At 57.3% G+C, this 18,415-nt stretch carries 14 protein-coding genes; 8 read left to right on the top strand and 6 right to left on the bottom strand.

The annotated features are described in order from the left end of the window. Positions 1-31 precede the first annotated feature (31 nt). Positions 32-595, bottom strand: a complete 564-nt coding sequence (locus O5O45_RS22085) for a 3'-5' exonuclease (protein ID WP_305901496.1) — start codon at positions 593-595, stop codon at positions 32-34. 99 nt (positions 596-694) lie between these two features. Then, on the bottom strand, positions 695-1,531 hold the full coding sequence (panB, locus tag O5O45_RS22090; RefSeq protein ID WP_305901497.1) for a 3-methyl-2-oxobutanoate hydroxymethyltransferase: 837 nt from the start codon (positions 1,529-1,531) through the stop codon (positions 695-697). A gap of 346 nt (positions 1,532-1,877) precedes the next feature. Here panB and O5O45_RS22095 point away from each other — a divergent pair, with 346 nt between their 5' ends. Further along, on the top strand, positions 1,878-5,669 hold the full coding sequence (locus O5O45_RS22095) for a response regulator (RefSeq protein ID WP_305901498.1): 3,792 nt from the start codon (positions 1,878-1,880) through the stop codon (positions 5,667-5,669). A 44-nt stretch (positions 5,670-5,713) separates the two neighbouring features. On the opposite strand, the gene O5O45_RS22100 is transcribed toward O5O45_RS22095, so the two are convergent. The 4 genes from O5O45_RS22100 to O5O45_RS22115 form a co-directional block, all read right to left on the bottom strand. Beyond that, positions 5,714-6,478, bottom strand: a complete 765-nt coding sequence (locus tag O5O45_RS22100; protein ID WP_305901499.1) for an SDR family oxidoreductase — start codon at positions 6,476-6,478, stop codon at positions 5,714-5,716. A gap of 165 nt (positions 6,479-6,643) precedes the next feature. Continuing rightward, entirely contained in the window at positions 6,644-8,311 is a 1,668-nt protein-coding gene (locus O5O45_RS22105; protein WP_305901500.1) for a lytic polysaccharide monooxygenase, read from the bottom strand. 267 nt (positions 8,312-8,578) lie between these two features. Then, a complete protein-coding gene (locus O5O45_RS22110) occupies positions 8,579-9,307 on the bottom strand; it encodes a carbonic anhydrase (protein WP_305901501.1) in 729 nt (242 codons plus the stop codon). Positions 9,308-9,441: 134 nt separating this feature from the next. Next, positions 9,442-9,909 carry a thioredoxin family protein gene (locus O5O45_RS22115; RefSeq protein ID WP_305901502.1) on the bottom strand — a complete coding sequence of 156 codons (468 nt, stop codon included), beginning with the start codon at positions 9,907-9,909 and terminating at the stop codon, positions 9,442-9,444. Between the two features lie 289 nt (positions 9,910-10,198). Between O5O45_RS22115 and O5O45_RS22120 the strand changes: the two genes are divergently transcribed. The 7 genes from O5O45_RS22120 to O5O45_RS22150 all read left to right on the top strand — a co-directional run bounded on the left by O5O45_RS22120 (position 10,199) and on the right by O5O45_RS22150 (position 18,406). Then, positions 10,199-13,036: a monovalent cation/H+ antiporter subunit A gene (locus O5O45_RS22120; RefSeq protein WP_305901503.1), complete on the top strand. Its 2,838-nt coding sequence runs from the start codon at positions 10,199-10,201 to the stop codon at positions 13,034-13,036. Next, the gene (locus O5O45_RS22125) at positions 13,037-13,402 is read left to right on the top strand and encodes a Na+/H+ antiporter subunit C (protein WP_305901504.1); all 366 of its coding nucleotides are present in this window, start codon (positions 13,037-13,039) and stop codon (positions 13,400-13,402) included. Beyond that, positions 13,402-14,907: a monovalent cation/H+ antiporter subunit D gene (locus tag O5O45_RS22130; protein WP_305901505.1), complete on the top strand. Its 1,506-nt coding sequence runs from the start codon at positions 13,402-13,404 to the stop codon at positions 14,905-14,907. The genes O5O45_RS22125 and O5O45_RS22130 overlap by 1 nt, the downstream gene beginning before the upstream one ends. Further along, positions 14,907-15,410 carry a Na+/H+ antiporter subunit E gene (locus O5O45_RS22135; protein ID WP_305906237.1) on the top strand — a complete coding sequence of 168 codons (504 nt, stop codon included), beginning with the start codon at positions 14,907-14,909 and terminating at the stop codon, positions 15,408-15,410. Before O5O45_RS22130 ends, O5O45_RS22135 begins: the two co-directional genes overlap by 1 nt. Next, positions 15,404-15,673 (top strand): K+/H+ antiporter subunit F, encoded by a 270-nt coding sequence (locus tag O5O45_RS22140; RefSeq protein ID WP_305901506.1) that lies wholly within the window; start codon positions 15,404-15,406, stop codon positions 15,671-15,673. The genes O5O45_RS22135 and O5O45_RS22140 overlap by 7 nt, the downstream gene beginning before the upstream one ends. Before the next feature lie 27 nt (positions 15,674-15,700). Then, positions 15,701-16,060, top strand: a complete 360-nt coding sequence (locus O5O45_RS22145; RefSeq protein ID WP_305901507.1) for a Na+/H+ antiporter subunit G — start codon at positions 15,701-15,703, stop codon at positions 16,058-16,060. A gap of 150 nt (positions 16,061-16,210) precedes the next feature. Then, entirely contained in the window at positions 16,211-18,406 is a 2,196-nt protein-coding gene (locus tag O5O45_RS22150; protein ID WP_305901508.1) for a YgiQ family radical SAM protein, read from the top strand. Positions 18,407-18,415: the final 9 nt, after the last annotated feature.

Here is an 18,415-nt window from a genome sequence, read left to right on the forward strand (position 1 = left end):
CTTTTCCCGACCAGCTACTTTTCTCGACCAACTACTTTTCTAGATCAACTATGTAAGGCATCAGTTTCGCCATATTGCGGGCGTCGTCAATACCACGGTGATGGGAGCCTTCCAGGGTCAAACCAACCAGACTCAACGCCTTCGCCATGCCGTACTTTTTCTTATGCCCTTGCGTCGCGGAGAACTGCTTCTTGATGTTCAGATGCCCACTGGCGAAGGGATAGGCGACCCGATGATATTGGCAGTCCTGCTCGAACTGACCTTTATCGTAATCGCCCCAGGAGCAAAACAGATAATTGGGGTAATGGCGCATCCAGCCTTGCAGGGACTCGATAGCCTCCGGGTAAGTCGGCGCATTATCGACTTGTTCCTGCTTGATGGTGGTCAGTTCGCGACAGAAGTCCGTTAACTGCGGGTGTCGCACTGGCCGAATAAAGGTCTGGAACTCATCGACCACCGCCAGGGACGTGGCGTCCACCAGTACTGCGCCAATTTCAATGGTTTCCATTTCCCTACGGGGAACGGAGCCCTGGTCGCAACAGGTGGCCTCAAGATCAATGATCAGGTAGTAATCAGGTTTTGCAGGTAAATCCATTTTATTACTTCTTCAATAACGTCTAATGTCTGAGATAAAGCCGTCGCAGACTCGACTGTGCGAACGGCGACGGCGTTATCTTTGGATTTTCGCGAGGAGTCAGCCTCCTTCGCTGTTTTTGCGAACGCCAAAGCAATGTTCCATAGCCGGGAACTCGCCGGAGCGCACTTCATGAGCGTACCTGGAAAAAGCCTCTTTGATGGGTTGGCTCAAATCCACGTAGCGTTTGGCGAATTTGGGCGTATAGCCCGAAAACAGGCCAAGTATATCCTCGGTCACCAACACTTGGCCATCGCATTGCGGCGAAGCGCCGATGCCTACGGTAGGAATGTTCACCGCCGCGGTGACCTTGCGCGCAGCCTCTTCAAACGCGCCCTCCACCAATAACGCGAATGCGCCCGCTTCTTCAAAAGACTGCCCCAGCTTGATGAACGCGTTGATCTCCTCTTCGGTGCGGATCTGCGCCTTGAATCCGCCCTGCACATTGGCGTGCTGCGGCGTCAGGCCAATATGGGGCATTACCGGGATGCCCCGACGCACCAGAAAATCAACGGTTTCCAGTAACTCTTCACCGCCTTCCATTTTCACGCCCTGCGCCTGGGTTTCCACCAGAACGCGGGCGGCATTGCGATAGGCCTGTTGCGGCGACTCCTGAAAAGTCCCGAATGGCATATCCACAATCACACAGGCTTTGCTGACTCCCCGCGTCACCGCCGCGCCATGGTTGATCATCATGTCCAGAGTGACGGACATGGTGGAGTTAAAGCCGTAGGCCACCATACCTGTGGAGTCTCCCACGATAATCAAGTCCACGAACTCATCCATCAGTTGCGCCATGGGCGTTGTGTAAGCGGTCAGGGACACGATGCTTCCCTTGCCCTTCATCGACCGTATCTGCGGAATGGTGATGCGCTTTCTGTCAACGTGCGTACTCATAAACCCTCCCAGGTCCGTCGCCTTTGCTTTTTCAGTATTTTCAGAGGTTCTTTAATTGCATGGGATGGTTATTTTTATTTGGGCGAAACTATAACGAATAATTATGTTTTCCCCAATAACATTAACGACGACGGTTCAAGCATCGCTGTCATCGCGGAAGCGAGCCCGGCGATACATGCTAAGCTAGAATCTAGGGCTTGCTGGCGAGCCAGAAACGCCATCAAGCCATCGGTGAAGGAAGAGGTTTCCCCATAGGAACAACGGCAGTCCTCAAACATTAATGACGCTGGATGGCTTGGCCGCCAGCCCGAACTCAATGTAGCGGAACTCTTGGACGAAGCGATTTATGAACAGCCAGCCTGGGATAAAGGAAGGCGCAACTCGTGACCGCCCCATGCAACAGCCGGATAGCAGCGGCCCCGGCAGGTCCAAGTGGCTGTATCGCAGCGCGGCGCTGATCATCACGGTTGGCGTGATCGCCGCGGGCTTTTATATTGACCGTCTCAACAATATTCGCCATGAGCAGGAAATCCGCAATGCCGTACTCAGTCAGTTGAGCGTAGTGCGTGCGCGTCTGGAAGGCTCTATCAGCAGCAATATCCAAACCGTCCGCGGGCTGGTGGCGGCGATCAGCGTCGAGCCGGACATGAATCAGGACCGCTTTACCGAGTTCGCCCATCCCCTATTCGACGGTCGCGCGCAATTGCGCAATATCGGCGCCGCGCCGGACATGGTCATTCGACTGGTTTATCCGCTACAAGGAAATGAGGCGGCCATTGGGCTGGACCTTAGCGCCACCCCGGACCAACGCGAAGCCGCTGAACAGGCCCGGCACTCCGGGCAGCCTTTGGTGGCGGGGCCAGTCAAACTGGTGCAAGGGGGATATGGATTTATCGGTCGCATTCCTGTTTTCACCTACTCGGAAAGCGGTAAAAAAGAGCGTTTCTGGGGACTGGTATCCGCGGTCATTGACGTCGAGGAGCTATACAAGGCCAGCGGCCTGACAAGCGCAGCCCAGGGGCTGGATATTGCGATCCGCTCCGCCTACAACAACGATACGGACAGCGACGTATTCTATGGAGACCCGGCGGTTTTTCACGCCAATCCGGTTATCGCGGAAGTCACGCTGCCCAATGGCGCCTGGCGTATCGGCGCCACCCCCCAGGGCGGCTGGCCGCAATTGGCGGAAGGCGCAATCGCATTGCGCATCAGCGTACTCACAATCGGGCTGCTCATACTGGCGCCGACACTATTAGTGTTCCGGCAGATACGCAAACGCCACGAGAATGAACTGTTGCTGCGCAGCCTGTTCGACATGTCGCCCCTGGGCATCGCCCTCAATGACTATAAAACCGGTGACTTTCTTGAGGTCAATAACGCATTACTGGGCCCGACCGGCTACACCCGCAAAGAATTTCTGATGTTGAGTTACTGGGACATCACGCCCAAGGATTATGAGGAGAGTGAGTCGCAGCAGTTGGAGCAGCTCAGCATTCGCGGGCGTTACGGGCCTTATGAAAAGGAATACATACGCAAAAACGGCGAGCGCTATCCTGTACTGTTGAACGGCGTACTGATTTCCGACACCCAGGGCCGGGAGTATATCTGGTCGATCATCGAGGACATTACCGAGCGCAAACAGGTGGAGGCGGCAAGCCGCGCAGCGCGTCAACTGATCGAACAGTCTCAGAAGGAGCTGCAGAACTTTTTCGACCTCTCCACCAACTTCCTGTGCATCGCCAACACTGAAGGCTACTTCGAAAAAATCAACTTCACCTTCAGCAAGGTGTTGGGTTACTCAGAAAGAGAATTACTGTCCGAACCCTTCGTCCACTTCATACACCCTGACGATGTGGAGAGCACATTGCAGGCGTTGAAAAAACTGTCCCGGGGCAAACCCGCTATCTCTCTCGTCAATCGCTATCGCTGTTACAGCGGAGAAGTCGTGACCTTGCTGTGGAACGCCGCCTGCGATCCTGTTTCCGGCAAGATTTATGCAACAGCGGTGGATATCACCGCTCAGCGCAATGCGCAACTGGAGCTGACCCAGGCGAAAGAGGCCGCCGAGGCCGCCGCCCGCGCCAAGAGCGATTTTCTGGCGACCATGAGCCATGAAATTCGCACGCCGATGAACGGCGTTCTGGGCATGCTCAATCTAGTGCTGCATTCCAAGCTTGATTCGGAACAGCTACGCAAGGTCAACATCGCCAAATCCAGCGCGGAATCCTTGCTGAGCCTCATCAACGACATCCTCGATTTCTCAAAAGTGGATGCAGGCAAACTGGAGCTGGAACTCCTGGACTTTGACCTGCGCCACCATCTGGATGAATTCGCCGGCACCATGGCCTTGCGGGCGCAGGAAAAGGAACTGGAGCTGGTTCTGGATCAGAGCGCCGTCGAGCAATCCATGGTGCGGGGCGACCCCGGGCGGCTGCGGCAGATCCTCACTAACCTGGTCAGTAACGCCATAAAATTCACCGTCGATGGTGAAATCGTCATCCGTTGTCAGTTGCAGCCCGAAGGCAATCACCTGCTGTTGACTGTAGCCGTGACCGACACCGGCATCGGCATCCCCGCGGAGAAGATCGGCGGGCTTTTCGAACCCTTTACCCAGGTGGACGCCTCCACCACCCGTCAGTTCGGCGGCACCGGGCTGGGCCTAGCTATTTGCAAACGCCTCTGCGAGTTGATGGATGGCGGTATCACCGTCCATAGCGAACAGGGCAAGGGCAGCTGCTTCGAGTTTTGCATCCGTCTGCAACGCAGCGAATTAACGCAACCTATCCTCCCCAGAGTGGATATGCGCGCGCTTTCCTTGCTGGTAGTGGACGATAACGCCGCCAACCGCGAGGTGCTCTGTGATCAACTCAGGATGTGGGGCGCTCACGTGCTTGAAACCGGCAGTGGCGAGGAGGCGCTCGCCATGTGCGAGGCGAAAATCAACGGCTCCCCCGCCGCTTATGGTCGCCCCTTCGACATCGCTATTCTGGACATGCATATGCCCAAAATGGACGGAGCCATGCTGGGACGCGAACTCAAGGCCAATCCGGCTTACCGCACCATGGCCTTAGTGATGATGACCAGCATCGGCCACCGGGGTGACGCGCGATACTTCGCTGAACTTGGGTTCAGCGCCTATCTGCCCAAACCGGTCACCGTCGCAGAGTTGAGCGCTGCTCTCTCCGTGGTGGCGGAAGGCGGCGACGCATTGCGTCAGGCCAAACCGCTGGTCACACGCCATTACGCGCGCTCTCTCCCCGCCAGCAACGCCTCTGAGTCGGACATGACGGAAACGCATCCGCCAATGCAATGGCCTGCGCACAGCCGCCTCTTGTTGGTGGAAGACAATCAGGTAAACCAGGAAGTGGCGCAACTGATGCTGGAGGAAATGGGGTTGCCTGCGGATGTCGCCGGCAACGGCTTGGAGGCGTTGGCGGCGCTGCAAAGCGCGCTGGAAGACGCGCCCTATAATTTGGTGTTGATGGATTGCCAGATGCCGGAAATGGACGGCTATGAAGCCACGCGTCAAATTCGCGCGGGTAAAGCCGGTGAGCATAACCGCCACGTTCCTATCGTCGCCATGACCGCCAACGCCATGAAAGGCGACCGGGAAAAATGCCTCGCAGCGGGTATGGATGATTATCTCAGTAAACCAATCAACGCAGCCGGTTTGGAGGAAAAACTCAAGCTATGGCTATTCCGCCGCTCCAGCGCCAAACCCGGCGTCCAGATATATGGCGTCACTGCCGTAGAAAGCGCCGAGATGGAGGCTGTAGAGCAGGAGCCATTGCAGCTTTGGGATGAAAAGGCGGCGCTGGAAAGTCTGATGGGGAAACATGCCCTGTTGAGTCGCTTACTAAGCGGATTTTGCAGTCGACTGCCCGAACGCTTGGCGGCGCTGCAGGAAGCCATCGCCGAGAACGATACAGGCAAAGTGGAGTTCATCGCCCACTCGATAAAAGGGGCCGCCGGGCAGTTGCACGCGCAACAATTGCAGCACGCCGCCAGCGCATTGGAGAACGCCGCCAGCCTGGATGACATCGAAGAAGTTACCCGCCTGTCGCCAGGGTTCATCTCCGCCAGCGAGCAATTGGCCCGGCACTTCGATCATTACCTCAACACCCGCCCAGTCAGTTAAGCCAAAGGCGCGGTATACAAGCCGCAATCATTAAACAAGAAATGCTATAATCCGCCGGATACGTCCAAAATAGCGCCAGTGACATAGGACGCCTCCTCTGACAGCAACCATAAAATCGCATTGGCCAGCTCTTGCGGTTGACCGCCCCGGCGCATGGGAATGTTCGCTTTCACCCGGTCCACGCGCCCCGGTTCGCCGCCGCTGGCGTGGATTTCTGTATATACCGACCCCGGCCTCACGCCATTGACTCTCACGCCCTCCTGCGCCAGTTCTTTCGCCAGGCCCACCGTCATGGAGTCTACAGCGCCTTTGGAGGCGGCGTAGTCAATGTATTCCCCCGGAGAGCCCAGTTTCGCCGCAGTGGAAGAGACGTTTACAATCACGCCGCCACAACCGCCATAGGTCGTGGACATGCGCTTGATCGCTTCCCGCGAGCACAGGAAGTAGCTGACGACATTATTGCGGAAGATACGCGTCAGCCGTTCGCCGTCCATGTGATCCAGACGCATCTGCCGCTCCAGCACACCGACATTATTGACCAGGGCGGAGATCTTCCCGAGTGCGCGATCCACCGTCGCAAACAAGGCCTGCACGCCCTCTTCCTGGGAAACGTCAGCCTGCACGGCGATCGCTTCGCCACCGTTATTCCGAATAGACGTCACCACTTGCTGCGCGGCATCATGATTGCTCAGATAGTTCACGCATACCGCGTAACCACGAGCGCCCGCCAGCATCGCTGTCGCCGCGCCAATTCCTCTTCCCGCGCCAGTAATAATGACGACTTTTTTGCTGGTTGACGCACTGGACATACCGCGAAGACTCCTTAGTAAACGTTTCTCTTATCGACACGACAAACTAAAGAGTAACGTAAAAAGGCGTCCTCGCGATCAAGCAAAAAGTCTGACTTTTCCATGAAAAAGCCCATGCCTCAGGATGGTTAGAGGCATAGGCTACAAGTATTGGCGGTTAACAGGCTACCGCCCGCACTCAGTCCCGTTAAGCTTAATGATCGCTGGGATGCTGGCGGGAGCAGAGCCTTTTTTGCCGATGAAGCCGAATGTGGAGGTTCCACCGTTAGCGGCCAAAGTTCCGTTCCATTGTGTCGCGGGAACTGCTGCGGTCACCCCGGCGCCATCTGCGCTGAAGTTGGCGTTCCAGCCATAGTCGAAGCTTTCGCCTGCCCCAAGTGTCCAGGCCAACTCGTAGCCACGCACAGGTTCGTCGCTGTTATTGGTGATAGTCACCAGGGTATGGAATCCACCGCCCCACTCATTCACGACATCATAATCGACCGCACAGTCCGCCGCCGGCTCACCGCCACCTTTCTTCACTTGCAGATAGGCGTTCGCCACCGTCGCGTCAGTTCTAGCGTAAATCTTGTTCGCCACTGCGTCGCGCACCGGATTCACTGCGCCATCCGCATCCACCACACCGACTTTGATTTCCGCTTCCGCCGCGTTGACCGCCTGCGCCAACGCATAGGGCCATTCCGCCGCCGCAGAATCAGCGTCGCCAAGCGCCAAAGGCTGAGCCGGGTAGTAGAGGTCTCGTCCATCCTGCAGCACCACGCGCACGCTGACCTTGTCTCCTGCGGCCAGATTCATTGGCTGCGCAGTGAGCGCGCCCAAGTCCAACCAGGGAGAGGAGCCTGCCGGCAGGTGTGTGATAGCGACACTGGCGTCGTCACTGTCATCGGCATTGCTCACATGCAAAGAGATAGTGATGCGACCGGCGGTTTCCGGATTGGCCATACGCAAAGTGGCGACTTTCTGGCTGGCCCCTTCCAGTTCATAAAGCGCCGGAATCTGCGACGACAGGCTCCATTGATAAGCAAGGCCTTCGCCTTGAGATCCGCCGGCGTCCAGACGCAACTCTCCCGCGCCAGTGAACTCGCTGACATCTGGCGTCACGCCAATTTTTGCGAAAACGTTTTCATCATCACCCGGATCAGTTCCGTCAAACACGACATCTACACATCCATGGAAGCGCTCATAAGTGTATTGGTTACGTCCCCACTCGCCATAGATCACATGCCGACCACTACGCTCTGGAATATCGCAAGTCGTGCGGAAACGCGCGTTGGCCTTGTCCGGCGACACATTAGGGTTGGCGTCGGGATTCTTGTCGTCATAGTTGAGAACGCAAAATGCCTCCTCTTCAAAGTCGTCCCAAGTCAGCGGACGCCCGGACTGAAACTGAAACCCCGGCTTGGTGATCCAGTAGCGAAACTCTTCTGTGTCGTCAAAGTGAGGCCCCCAGGAAATATTCCAGGTAAAGGTTTTCGGGCCAGGACTCAAGTGGGAGACAGGCCAATCGATAGCGCTGTCCCAAGGGGTTGCGCCGCCCTGCCAGGTTTCGCTGCCGAAACCACAGACGTGCTCTGGCAATGGGTCCACCACAGCACGCCCCTGAGCGTGGGTCAACACGCTCATAAACTGGTAGCCGCCCACCGGATCCTGAGCGAAGGCGCCGCGGCACTCTTCGTATTCCGCTGTGCCGTTGTCGATTTCATCAGGCTTGGTCACTGCGCCGCAATACCAGTTGCGGGAGGGCGGATCTTCAATAAGGCCGTGGGCGTTAACCCCGCCAGCCAGGCATGCCAGCAGTGCGCCAGCGGAGACGGACCTATAGGTTCTATTCATGGTTGTTCCTTCCGTAAACTCATTATTTGGCGGTAATGGGCGCGTGTCTTACGCGCTATAAAAAGCATAGCATTCAGATTATGAATACGTTTTCATAATCTGAATTCACGGCCCATGGGTAAATCCCCCATACGCCCTAGAAAAATGGGTTGAGCCATCAAGAAAGATTGGTCGCCGCGCTTAAGCATTTGCTTTGGCCAGCGTCCGCCAAGTGAAAATTGAGGGGAAAAAGCAGGCCCTGTGACAGAGCCTGCGCGGAGGTGAAGATCAATGCAGAATGATGCGCGCGTTCATACCCTGAACTGGACGGTTAGTTGGACCGCCCATGGTTTCCATAAACTGGTTGATCTGCTCTTTGGACGCCGTGCGGTGCTCCTTCATCACCAGCCAGCGCACGCCTTCAGAACAAGGCGGCGTGGTCAACGAGCCGTTAAAGCGATAGTAGCCTGAGTTCGCTGACACCATGTCGCCGGCGTTAACGCTCGTCGGCAGCGCGTTGGCGTCGCCCGCTTCCTTCGGCATATGCTCCCAGACTTTCGCCAAATGCTCGTTGTGGTCGCCCTCTTCATACAACACGGACAACACCGCCAACTCGCCGTTTTCATTAGCGTGCACGAAGTGGGCTTCCAGCGGGAAACTCTTGCCGTCTACAGTATTCTCGCTGGGTGCATGGAAGTGGAACTGCTTGAGTTCGAACTCCCGCCCTTCCACGCTGGCCTTACTGCCCGGTTTATAATTCACTTGGATGGTATGGCCGTTGTTGACGACCTCATGGCCGCCGCTGCTGTAGCTCATTCCCACCGCAGGCAGGTCGCCTTTGATGAGGCCGCTGATATCCACCGGCGATTGGTTTTTCCCGGCGGAGCACATGGTATATTCCGGTTTCAATTCTCCCCAGCGCTCGGGCTTATCATATCCCCAATGCGACTCACCACTGGCCAGTGCGTGACCGCATGCGGTCACGCCAGCCACTACCCATATCAGACGTCTGATCATATGCCTTTCTCCTTGTTCACAAAAATGTGCAACCAGACACCATCTAACTCGTTGTTTTCTGGCTCTTTATTTTTTGGGCATATTTACCCGTTTCTATGCCCGCGCACAACCCATAAGGTGAATCACAGCAACACTCATTGCTTCAACGTAGCCAGAAATTCAAAAAACTCCTTAAACTTCTCTTTTCCCATACTGCGCGCCGTCGCCAGCTGCCCGCCCCGGGTGGCGAAAAGCACTTTGTCGTCATTATCCGTGACGACTATGGCGGGTATGCCTTTCTCAATAGGGTTGCCGTAGGTCTCGACAATATCCAGGTTCTTGTCCCAATCGCCAATATCGATTTTGACGACCTTAAAGTGTTTGCTGACCAGCGCGGCGATTTCAGCATCCTGCATGGCTTCATCGAAAACGCGACAATCCGGGCGCCAATTGGCGCCGAAGGTCAGTAAAACCAGCTTATGGTCCGCGCTCGCGGCGGAGCGCGCCGTTTGAATATCGCGCTTAGCATCGGCGCTTTCATCATAGGGCAAAGGGCCTGCCATGGCGGTGTAAGCCAGCAGGCCAAAAATCAGACAGACACAATTCCTGATCCACGTATTCATATTTCTCTCCTTGAAATGGTTAGGGGCTGCGCTCAATGGCGAGCAGATAATGTAGCGCAAAAAGATAATTCTGCGCTGGCTGGAAATAGTACATCAATCGCGCGGTGCTGCGCCCCAGCTCCCCTCTTATTGATGATTTTTTCGCCTCAACCCCGTCCCGACGCGCCGGAGAGACTATAATCCTGCCTTGAGCATTCCCTTTTGCAGTCAGACCTTTATAGTGTAAGGCCCCGTCCGGAAGCTCCGCGCCATACTGACGGGTAGGAAAAACAAAGGAGTACGTCTGCGGATGAGTTTGTATTTAATCCCACTGGCTCCCCTGTTGGGAGCATTGGTTCCTGTATTCTCCGGACGCTCGGGCCGCAGCGCCCTGGCGCTCTCCGTCGCGCTGTTTCCCGCCTGGGCGCTGGCCTATGTATTGATCCAGGCGCAAGCTGTACTGGATGGCGAGACCCTCCGCTTCAGCCTGGACTGGATACCCGCCATCGGGCTGCAACTGGCTTTCCGACTCGATGGGCTCGGCCTGCTATTCTGCCTGTTGATACTGATCATCGGTTTGCTGGTGATTCTGTACGCGCGTTACTACCTTTCAGAGCAGGAAAACATGGGGCGGTTTTACTCCTACCTGCTCCTGTTCATGACGGCGATGCTCGGCATCGTGTTATCCAATAACCTGCTGCAGCTGTGGATTTTCTGGGAACTCACCAGCATCAGCTCATTCCTGCTGATCAGTTTCTGGTCTCATAAAAGCGACGCCCGCAAGGGCGCCCGCATGGCGCTGGCCGTCACGGGGGCGGGAGGGCTTGCGTTATTAGCGGGACTGTTGCTGATCGGGCATATTGTCGGCGACTACAGTCTGGACACCGTGTTGGCCAATGGCGCGCTGATCAAGGCGGACCCCGCTTATCCTATCGCGTTGATTTTGCTGTTGTTGGGTGCGTTTACCAAGTCCGCTCAGTTTCCGTTTCACTTCTGGCTGCCTCACGCCATGGCGGCGCCGACGCCGGTCAGCGCTTATCTGCACTCCGCCACCATGGTGAAAGCGGGCATTTTTCTGCTGGCGCGCATGTATCCGGCCATGTCCGGCACCGACATGTGGTTCCTGGCGGTTAGCATGACCGGTTTGATCACCCTGCTCTACGGCGCCTTCACTGCGCTGTTTCAACACGATTTGAAGGGGCTGCTGGCGTACTCCACCATCAGTCATCTCGGATTGATCACCCTGCTGCTGGGGATGAACACCCGGCTGGCTGCCGTTGCGGCGGTGTTTCACATCATCAATCACGCCATCTTCAAGGCCTCGCTGTTTATGGCGGCGGGCATTATCGACCACGAGTCCGGCTCTCGTGATATGCGCAAACTCAACGGGCTCTGGAAATACATGCCGCATACGGCGGCGCTGGCCATGGTGGCGGCCTCCTCCATGGCGGGCGTGCCGTTGCTGAACGGCTTTCTGTCCAAGGAAATGTTTTTTGCGGAGACCTTGGACCAGAGCACTCTGGGCGGATTATCCTGGGTCATTCCGGTCCTGGCGACTGTCGGCGGCGCGTTCTCCGTGGCGTATTCGCTGCGCTTTATCCACGATGTCTTTTTCAACGGCGACCCGATTGATTTGCCGCGTACGCCGCACGAGCCGCCCCGCTATATGAAGGTTCCGGTGGAGATACTGGTCGCGCTTTGCCTGCTGGTGGGGGTATTCCCCAACTATGTTGTCAACAACCTGCTGAACGCTGCTTCGGCTGCAGTGCTCAATGGGCGTTTGCCGGATTATAATCTCGCCATCTGGCATGGCTTCAACATCCCCATGCTGATGAGTTTGGCGGCCATGGCTGGCGGTCTCTACATCTATTACAACCGGCGCACGCTGTTCCAGTTCCACGCCCAATTTCCTCAACATGACGCCAAACAAACCTTCGAGGGTGTCGTGCAATATATCTCCAAACAGTGCGTGCGCATCATCGACGCTCTGGAGAACGGCTCTCTGCAACGCTACGTATTTTTGCTTTTATTGTTCGCGTTGATGTTTATGGCTGGTCCCTTGCTGGATTTACACCACAGCGCCGGCCCCCGCCCACAGCTTGAACTCAACGGCGTGGTGGTGACCGGGGCCATCCTCCTGAGCCTGAGCGCGGTGGCGACTGTGATCTGGGCGCGACGGCGCTTTATCGCCCTGCTGTCATTGTCGGTGACGGGGTTGATCGTCTCAATCGCCTTCGCTTACTTCTCAGCTCCAGACTTGGCGCTGACGCAACTGTCCGTTGAGATCATTACCGTCATTCTGCTGATGTTGGCGCTGTTCTTCCTGCCGCAGACGTCCCTTAAAGAGTCCAGCCCCAACCGGCTGACCCGCGACCTCAGTCTTGCAGCGCTGATAGGCGGCGTGGTCGGGAGCATCAGCTATGCATTGATGACGCGTCCGCTGCTGAGTATTTCCGATTACTACCTGACTCACAGCAAAACCGGTGGTGGCGGCGATAACGTGGTCAACGTCATTCTGGTGGACTTCCGCGGCTTCGACACGCTGGGAGAAATCACCGTGCTGGGCATCGCCGCCCTGGGGATATACAAGCTGATCGCCGGCATGCGATTGTATATGCCTGCGGGAGATGAAAACGGCCGCCCCTGGAGCCAGGATCGTCATCCGATGATACTGGCCCTGGTGTCGCAGAACCTGTTGCCCCTGGCGTTGCTGGTGTCGGTATACATCCTGCTGCGCGGCCATAACCTTCCCGGCGGCGGCTTCATTGCGGGCTTGATCACCGCCGTGGCGATTATTCAGCAATACATCGCCCATGGCGTGGATTGGATCAAACACCGAGTACATATTAACTATCAGGCTTTGATTGCTGGCGGCATTCTGCTGGCGGCCCTTACCGGCGTCGGCGCCTGGCTATTCGAACGCCCCTTCCTGACCAGCTGGTTCGATCATTTCCATCTGCCCTGGATCGGCGACTTCGAACTCGCCAGCGCCATGCTGTTCGATCTTGGCGTCTATTTGACCGTGGTGGGAGCCGCCATGTTGATCCTGGCGAACCTGGGCAAACTCACCACCAGCGAACGCCCGTCTTTTATTGAAAATGGCGACGCCTCGCGCGCGCCGGCGACGCATCAAAAAGAGGAGTTTTAAATGGAAGGCGTTTACGCATTCTGTGTCGGCCTGCTGACGGCCTGTGGCGTATTTTTATGCCTGCGCGGACGCACTTTTTCCGTAGTGCTGGGACTGACGCTGCTGTCCTACGCCGTTAACCTGTTCCTGTTCGCCAGCGGTCGCCTCACCCTGTACGGCGCAGCGGTCTTGGGCTCATCCGAAAAGTACGGCGATCCTCTGCCGCAGGCTCTGGTATTGACCGCCATCGTCATTGGATTCGCCATGACCGCCTTTTTGGTCATACTGGCGATGCGGTCGCGGGCGGATCTGGGCAATGACCATGTGGACGGACGCATTCCCTCAGAGCCTTCTCTGGTGCAAAGACGTACGGGGAGAAAAGGGTGATGCTGCACTTGCCAATACTCCCCATCGTCATTCCCTTGCTGGCGGGCGTGCTGTTATTACTGCCACCGCTCTGCCATTCTCTGCCCAGACAGCGATTCGTCGCCGTCGCCGTGAATCTGGCGTTGATCGCCACATCCGTCATATTGCTGCAGCGGACCCATCTGGAAGGCGCGCTGACCTACGCATTAGGAGACTGGCCCTCGCCCTTCGGCATTGTACTGGTAGCGGATCGCATTTCCGCTCTGTTGACGTTGCTGACCTCTCTGTTGGGCCTCGGCGCGTTACTGTACGCCTGCGCCGGCGACGACAAAAATGGCATGTACTTTCATCCACTGTTTATGTTCCAACTCATGGGCGTCAACGGCGCGTTTCTGACTGGCGATATCTTTAACCTGTTCGTTTTCTTCGAAGTTCTTCTTATCGCCTCCTATGCATTGTTGATCCATGGCGGCGGCAAGCAGAAGACCCGGGCGGCAGTGCATTACGTGATTATTAACCTGGTGGGCTCCTGTCTGTTCCTGTTCGCATTGGGAACGCTGTATGGCGTCCTGGGTACGCTCAATATCGCGGATATGGCCGCCAAAGCAATGCTATTGGGACCAGATGAGCAACCGTTGGCGAAAGCCGGCGGGTTGCTCTTATTGGCGGTGTTCGGCCTGAAGGCGGCGTTGTTGCCGTTCTACTTCTGGCTGCCGCGTTCCTACTCCTCCGCCTCCGCGCCAGTGGCGGCCTTGTTCGCCATCATGACCAAGGTGGGCGCATACAGCATCCTGCGCATTCATACGACAATTTTCGGGGCCGGCGCTGGCGCTTTGGCGGAAATAGCCACCCCCTGGTTGCAGCCTCTGGCATTGCTGACGCTGGTCATCGGCTCCATCGGCGCTCTCGCCAGTCCCAGTCTGCGTACGCTGACCGCCAACCTGACGCTGGTCTCCATGGGTATTCTGCTGACCGCCATCGCCCTGCAACGCGCCGACGCCACCGCTGCGGCGCTGTATTACTCCATTCACACCACCCTGGTTACCGGCGCCTTGTTCTTGTTGGCGGATATGATTGGTCGACAGCGCGGCAAGGCGGAGGACCGTTTCGTCGCGTCACGGCGTATGCAGCGCCCGGTCGCTTTGGGCGTGGCCTTTCTCCTCGCAGCCATCGCCGTCACTGGCGCGCCGCCATTGTCCGGCTTCGTCGGCAAGGTATTGCTGCTGCAAGCCACTGAGGGTCCCGTGGAAGCCGGCTTGATCTGGCCCGTTGTGCTGATCAGCGGTCTGGCGGCGATTATCGCACTGTCCCGCGCCGGCTCATCCCTGTTCTGGCGTCACAGTGAGGACTCGCCCCTGGCGGAGCCTACGCCAGCGCTTCGGATGATCGCAGTCTACCTGCTGCTGGCGGCGTCGCCTTTGCTGGTCGTGTTCGGCGGTCCCGTGACAGAGTTCGCTGACGCCGCCGCAACACAATTGCATGACTCAGCCGCCTTGGGCGGCATGATGCAACAAGGAGGCTCATGATGGTCAACCGCTTACGCCTGTTCTGGCTTCCCTCGCCCTGGCTCAGTCTGCTGCTGTTTGTCGCCTGGCTGATGCTCAACAACAGCGCAGCGCCGGGACACTTGGCGCTGGGCGCTTTATTGGCTGTCGCGATTCCACGGCTGACCGTCCGACTTGGCGACCCGCAACCCAGCATGAAGCGGCCTGTACTGGCGATCCGCTATGTTCTGCGCGTGCTGGGCGACATTATTCGCGATAACTTCCGCGTCGCCCTGTTGATCATGGGGCCAAATCGACGTTTACAACCCGCCTTCGTGGCCTTGCCGCTGGAGCTGCACGAACCTCTCCCACTCACCATTCTCGCCGGCACCATTTCGTTGACCCCCGGCACCGTTAGCGTGGAAGTCTCCGAGGATAAGCTCTGGCTTTACATCCACACTCTGCACCTGGACGACGAGGCCGAGCTGATTGCGCATCTCAAGGGCCGTTATGAAGCCGCCTTGAAGGAGATATTCGAATGCTGAATCTGGCTTTGCAAATCGCCATCGGCATGGTTTCCATCGCCATGCTCCTGAACCTTTGGCGTCTGCTGCTGGGCCCGGAATCCGCCGACCGGATTCTGGCTCTGGAAACCATGTACCTCAACAGCATGGCGCTAATCGTTCTGTTCGGACTCTGGCAGGGCGCCGCCCTGTTCTTCGAGGCCGCACTCCTGGTGGCCATGCTCGGTTTCGCCAGCACCGCGGCGTTGTGCAAGTTTCTCCTGCGCGGCGACATTATTGAATGACGTCTGAAAGAGTGTGAGATCATTGATATGAGCTTTACGGTAGAACTGATTATCTGCGCCTTGGTCCTGCTTGGAGGACTCTTCGCCCTGCTGGGCTCCATTGGCGTGCTGAAAATGAGCGACTTTTATACCCGATTACATGCGCCAACCCTGGCCGCGACAGTAGGTATGGGATCGCTGTTGATCGCCTCCATCATCGCCTTCACCGTGCGTGAGCAGAGCCTTTCCGCCCATGAACTGCTGATCACCCTGTTTGTCATGATCACCGCGCCAGTCACGGCGCATATGCTGGCGAAAGTTGCGCTGCACCAACGCCAGCAGTCGGTTGCGAGCACTCAGAATCAGGCGCTGACGGAGAGAATACGCAAACGCCTGCCTCCTGAGTAAAGCAGACTCAGGAGGCAGCGCCGTTGGGACCCTGTAATACCCGGCAGAAGGGGAATTCTTCTCTGCGCCGGGACTCCGCTATCGCGTCCGCAGTAATAATCGAGTAAAATACTCGGCCATTTTTTAATCAATCCTCCCGGTGAGTTCTGTATGCACGCGGCGCGTCCTCTGTTTTCCTATCAACGCTATTGGGCCGAATGCTTCGGCACGGCGGAATTTTTGCCGATGTCACGCAAGGAGATGGAGGCGCAGGGCTGGGATAGCTGCGACATTATCATCATCAGCGGCGACGCGTATGTCGATCACCCCAGCTTCGGCATGGCGGTGATTGGACGCCTGTGGGAATCCCACGGTTTCCGCGTCGGCATCATTGCGCAGCCGGACTGGTCGTCGAAGGACGCCTTCATGGCGTTGGGCAAGCCCAACCTGTTCTACGCCGTGTCCGCCGGCAACATGGACTCCATGATCAACCGCTACACCGCGGACCGCAAACTGCGTCACGACGATGCTTACACGCCCAATAACGAAGGCGGCAAACGCCCCGACCGCGCGGTTCTGGTGTACACCCAGCGCTGTAAAGAAGCCTATAGCGACGTGCCGGTGCTGGTCGGCGGCATCGAAGCCAGCCTGCGCCGCATCGCTCATTATGATTACTGGTCGGATAAAGTGCGCCGCTCGGTATTGTTCGACTCCAAAGCCGACCTGCTGGTCTACGGCAACGCGGAGAGAGCCGTGGTGGAGATCGCCCATCGCGCCGCCGCCGGCGAGCATTTGAAAGATATGACCAACATTCGCGGCACAGCCTGTGTATTGTCGGAGCTGCCCCATGACTGGGAAGTGAAAGACTCCACCCGCATCGACAAACCCGGGCGCGTCGACCCGCTCCCCAATCCTTACGCATACGCCAATGAGGAAGGGACGGAGGAAGGTTGCGGCTCCAAGCAGGCCGCCGCTAATGAACCGGAAGAGCAAGTAGTGCATATTCTGCCGCCTAGCGGCGGCCACAAGCGCTTTATTCTGCTGCCGTCCTATGAAAAAGTGCGCAACGATCCCGTCCTGTACGCGCACACTTCCCGCGTTCTGCATTTGGAAACCAATCCCGCCAACGCCCATAACCTGGCGCAGAAGCACGGCGACCGCTTCTTGTGGGTGAACCCGCCGGCGATTCCACTGCAGACCAAAGAACTGGATGACGTCTTCGAACTGCCTTATCAGCGCATTCCTCATCCGGCGTACGGCAAGGCGCGTATTCCCGCCTATGACATGATCCGTTTTTCCGTGAACATCATGCGCGGCTGTTTCGGCGGCTGCTCCTTCTGCTCCATTACTGAGCACGAAGGGCGCTGGATTCAAAGCCGTTCCCAGGACTCCGTCATCCGCGAGATCGAGAACATTCGCGACAAGACGCCCGGCTTTACCGGTACTATCTCCGACCTGGGCGGTCCCACCGCCAACATGTATCACCTCAACTGCAAGAGCGAGGAGATTCACGCCAACTGCCGTCGCCTGTCCTGCGTTTATCCGACAATCTGTAAGAACCTGAAAACCGATCATTCGGAGACCACGCAGCTCTACCGTCGCGCCCGCGCGCTGCCCGGAGTGAAGCGGGTGATGATCGCCTCCGGCTTACGCTATGACCTGGCCGTGGAAGATCCGGAATACGTACGCGAGCTGGTGACTCACCATGTCGGCGGCTATCTGAAAATCGCACCGGAGCATTCTGAGGAAGCGCCCCTGTCGAAAATGATGAAGCCTGGCATGGGCACCTACTACAAGTTCAAGGAGATGTTCGAACGCTTCTCCAAAGAAGCGGGTAAAGAACAGTATCTGATTCCCTACTTCATCGCCGCCCACCCAGGCACCACGGATGAAGACATGCTGAATCTGGCGATGTGGCTGAAGGAAAACGGCTTCCGCGCCGATCAGGTGCAGGCGTTCTATCCTTCTCCGATGGCCAGCGCCACCGCCATGTATCACTCTGAGCGCGATCCCTTGCACCGCATCAACTATAAGACGGACAAGGTATACATCCCGAAAGGCGAACGGCAGCGCCGTCTGCATAAGGCGTTTCTGCGCTATCACGATCCGGACAACTGGCCCATGCTCAGAGAAGCCCTGCAGCGTATGGGCAAGGCGCATTTGATTGGCTACGGCAAGAAGCACCTGGTGCCGCCGACGCAGCCAGCGAATCACCCCAGCGCCAAGAAGTACGGCTCCAAGCTGAATCCACAAGGCGGACAGCCGCGCAAAGGCCGGGTTCTAACCCAGCACACTGGCCTGCCTCCCCGTCAGGGCGCCGGGCCCAAACGCGGTAAGTCTGCTGGACGCTCTCCGGCTAAAGGCTGAAATAGATCG

The organism is Hahella sp. HNIBRBA332 (assembly GCF_030719035.1).
Taxonomy (GTDB): Bacteria; Pseudomonadota; Gammaproteobacteria; order Pseudomonadales; family Oleiphilaceae; genus Hahella.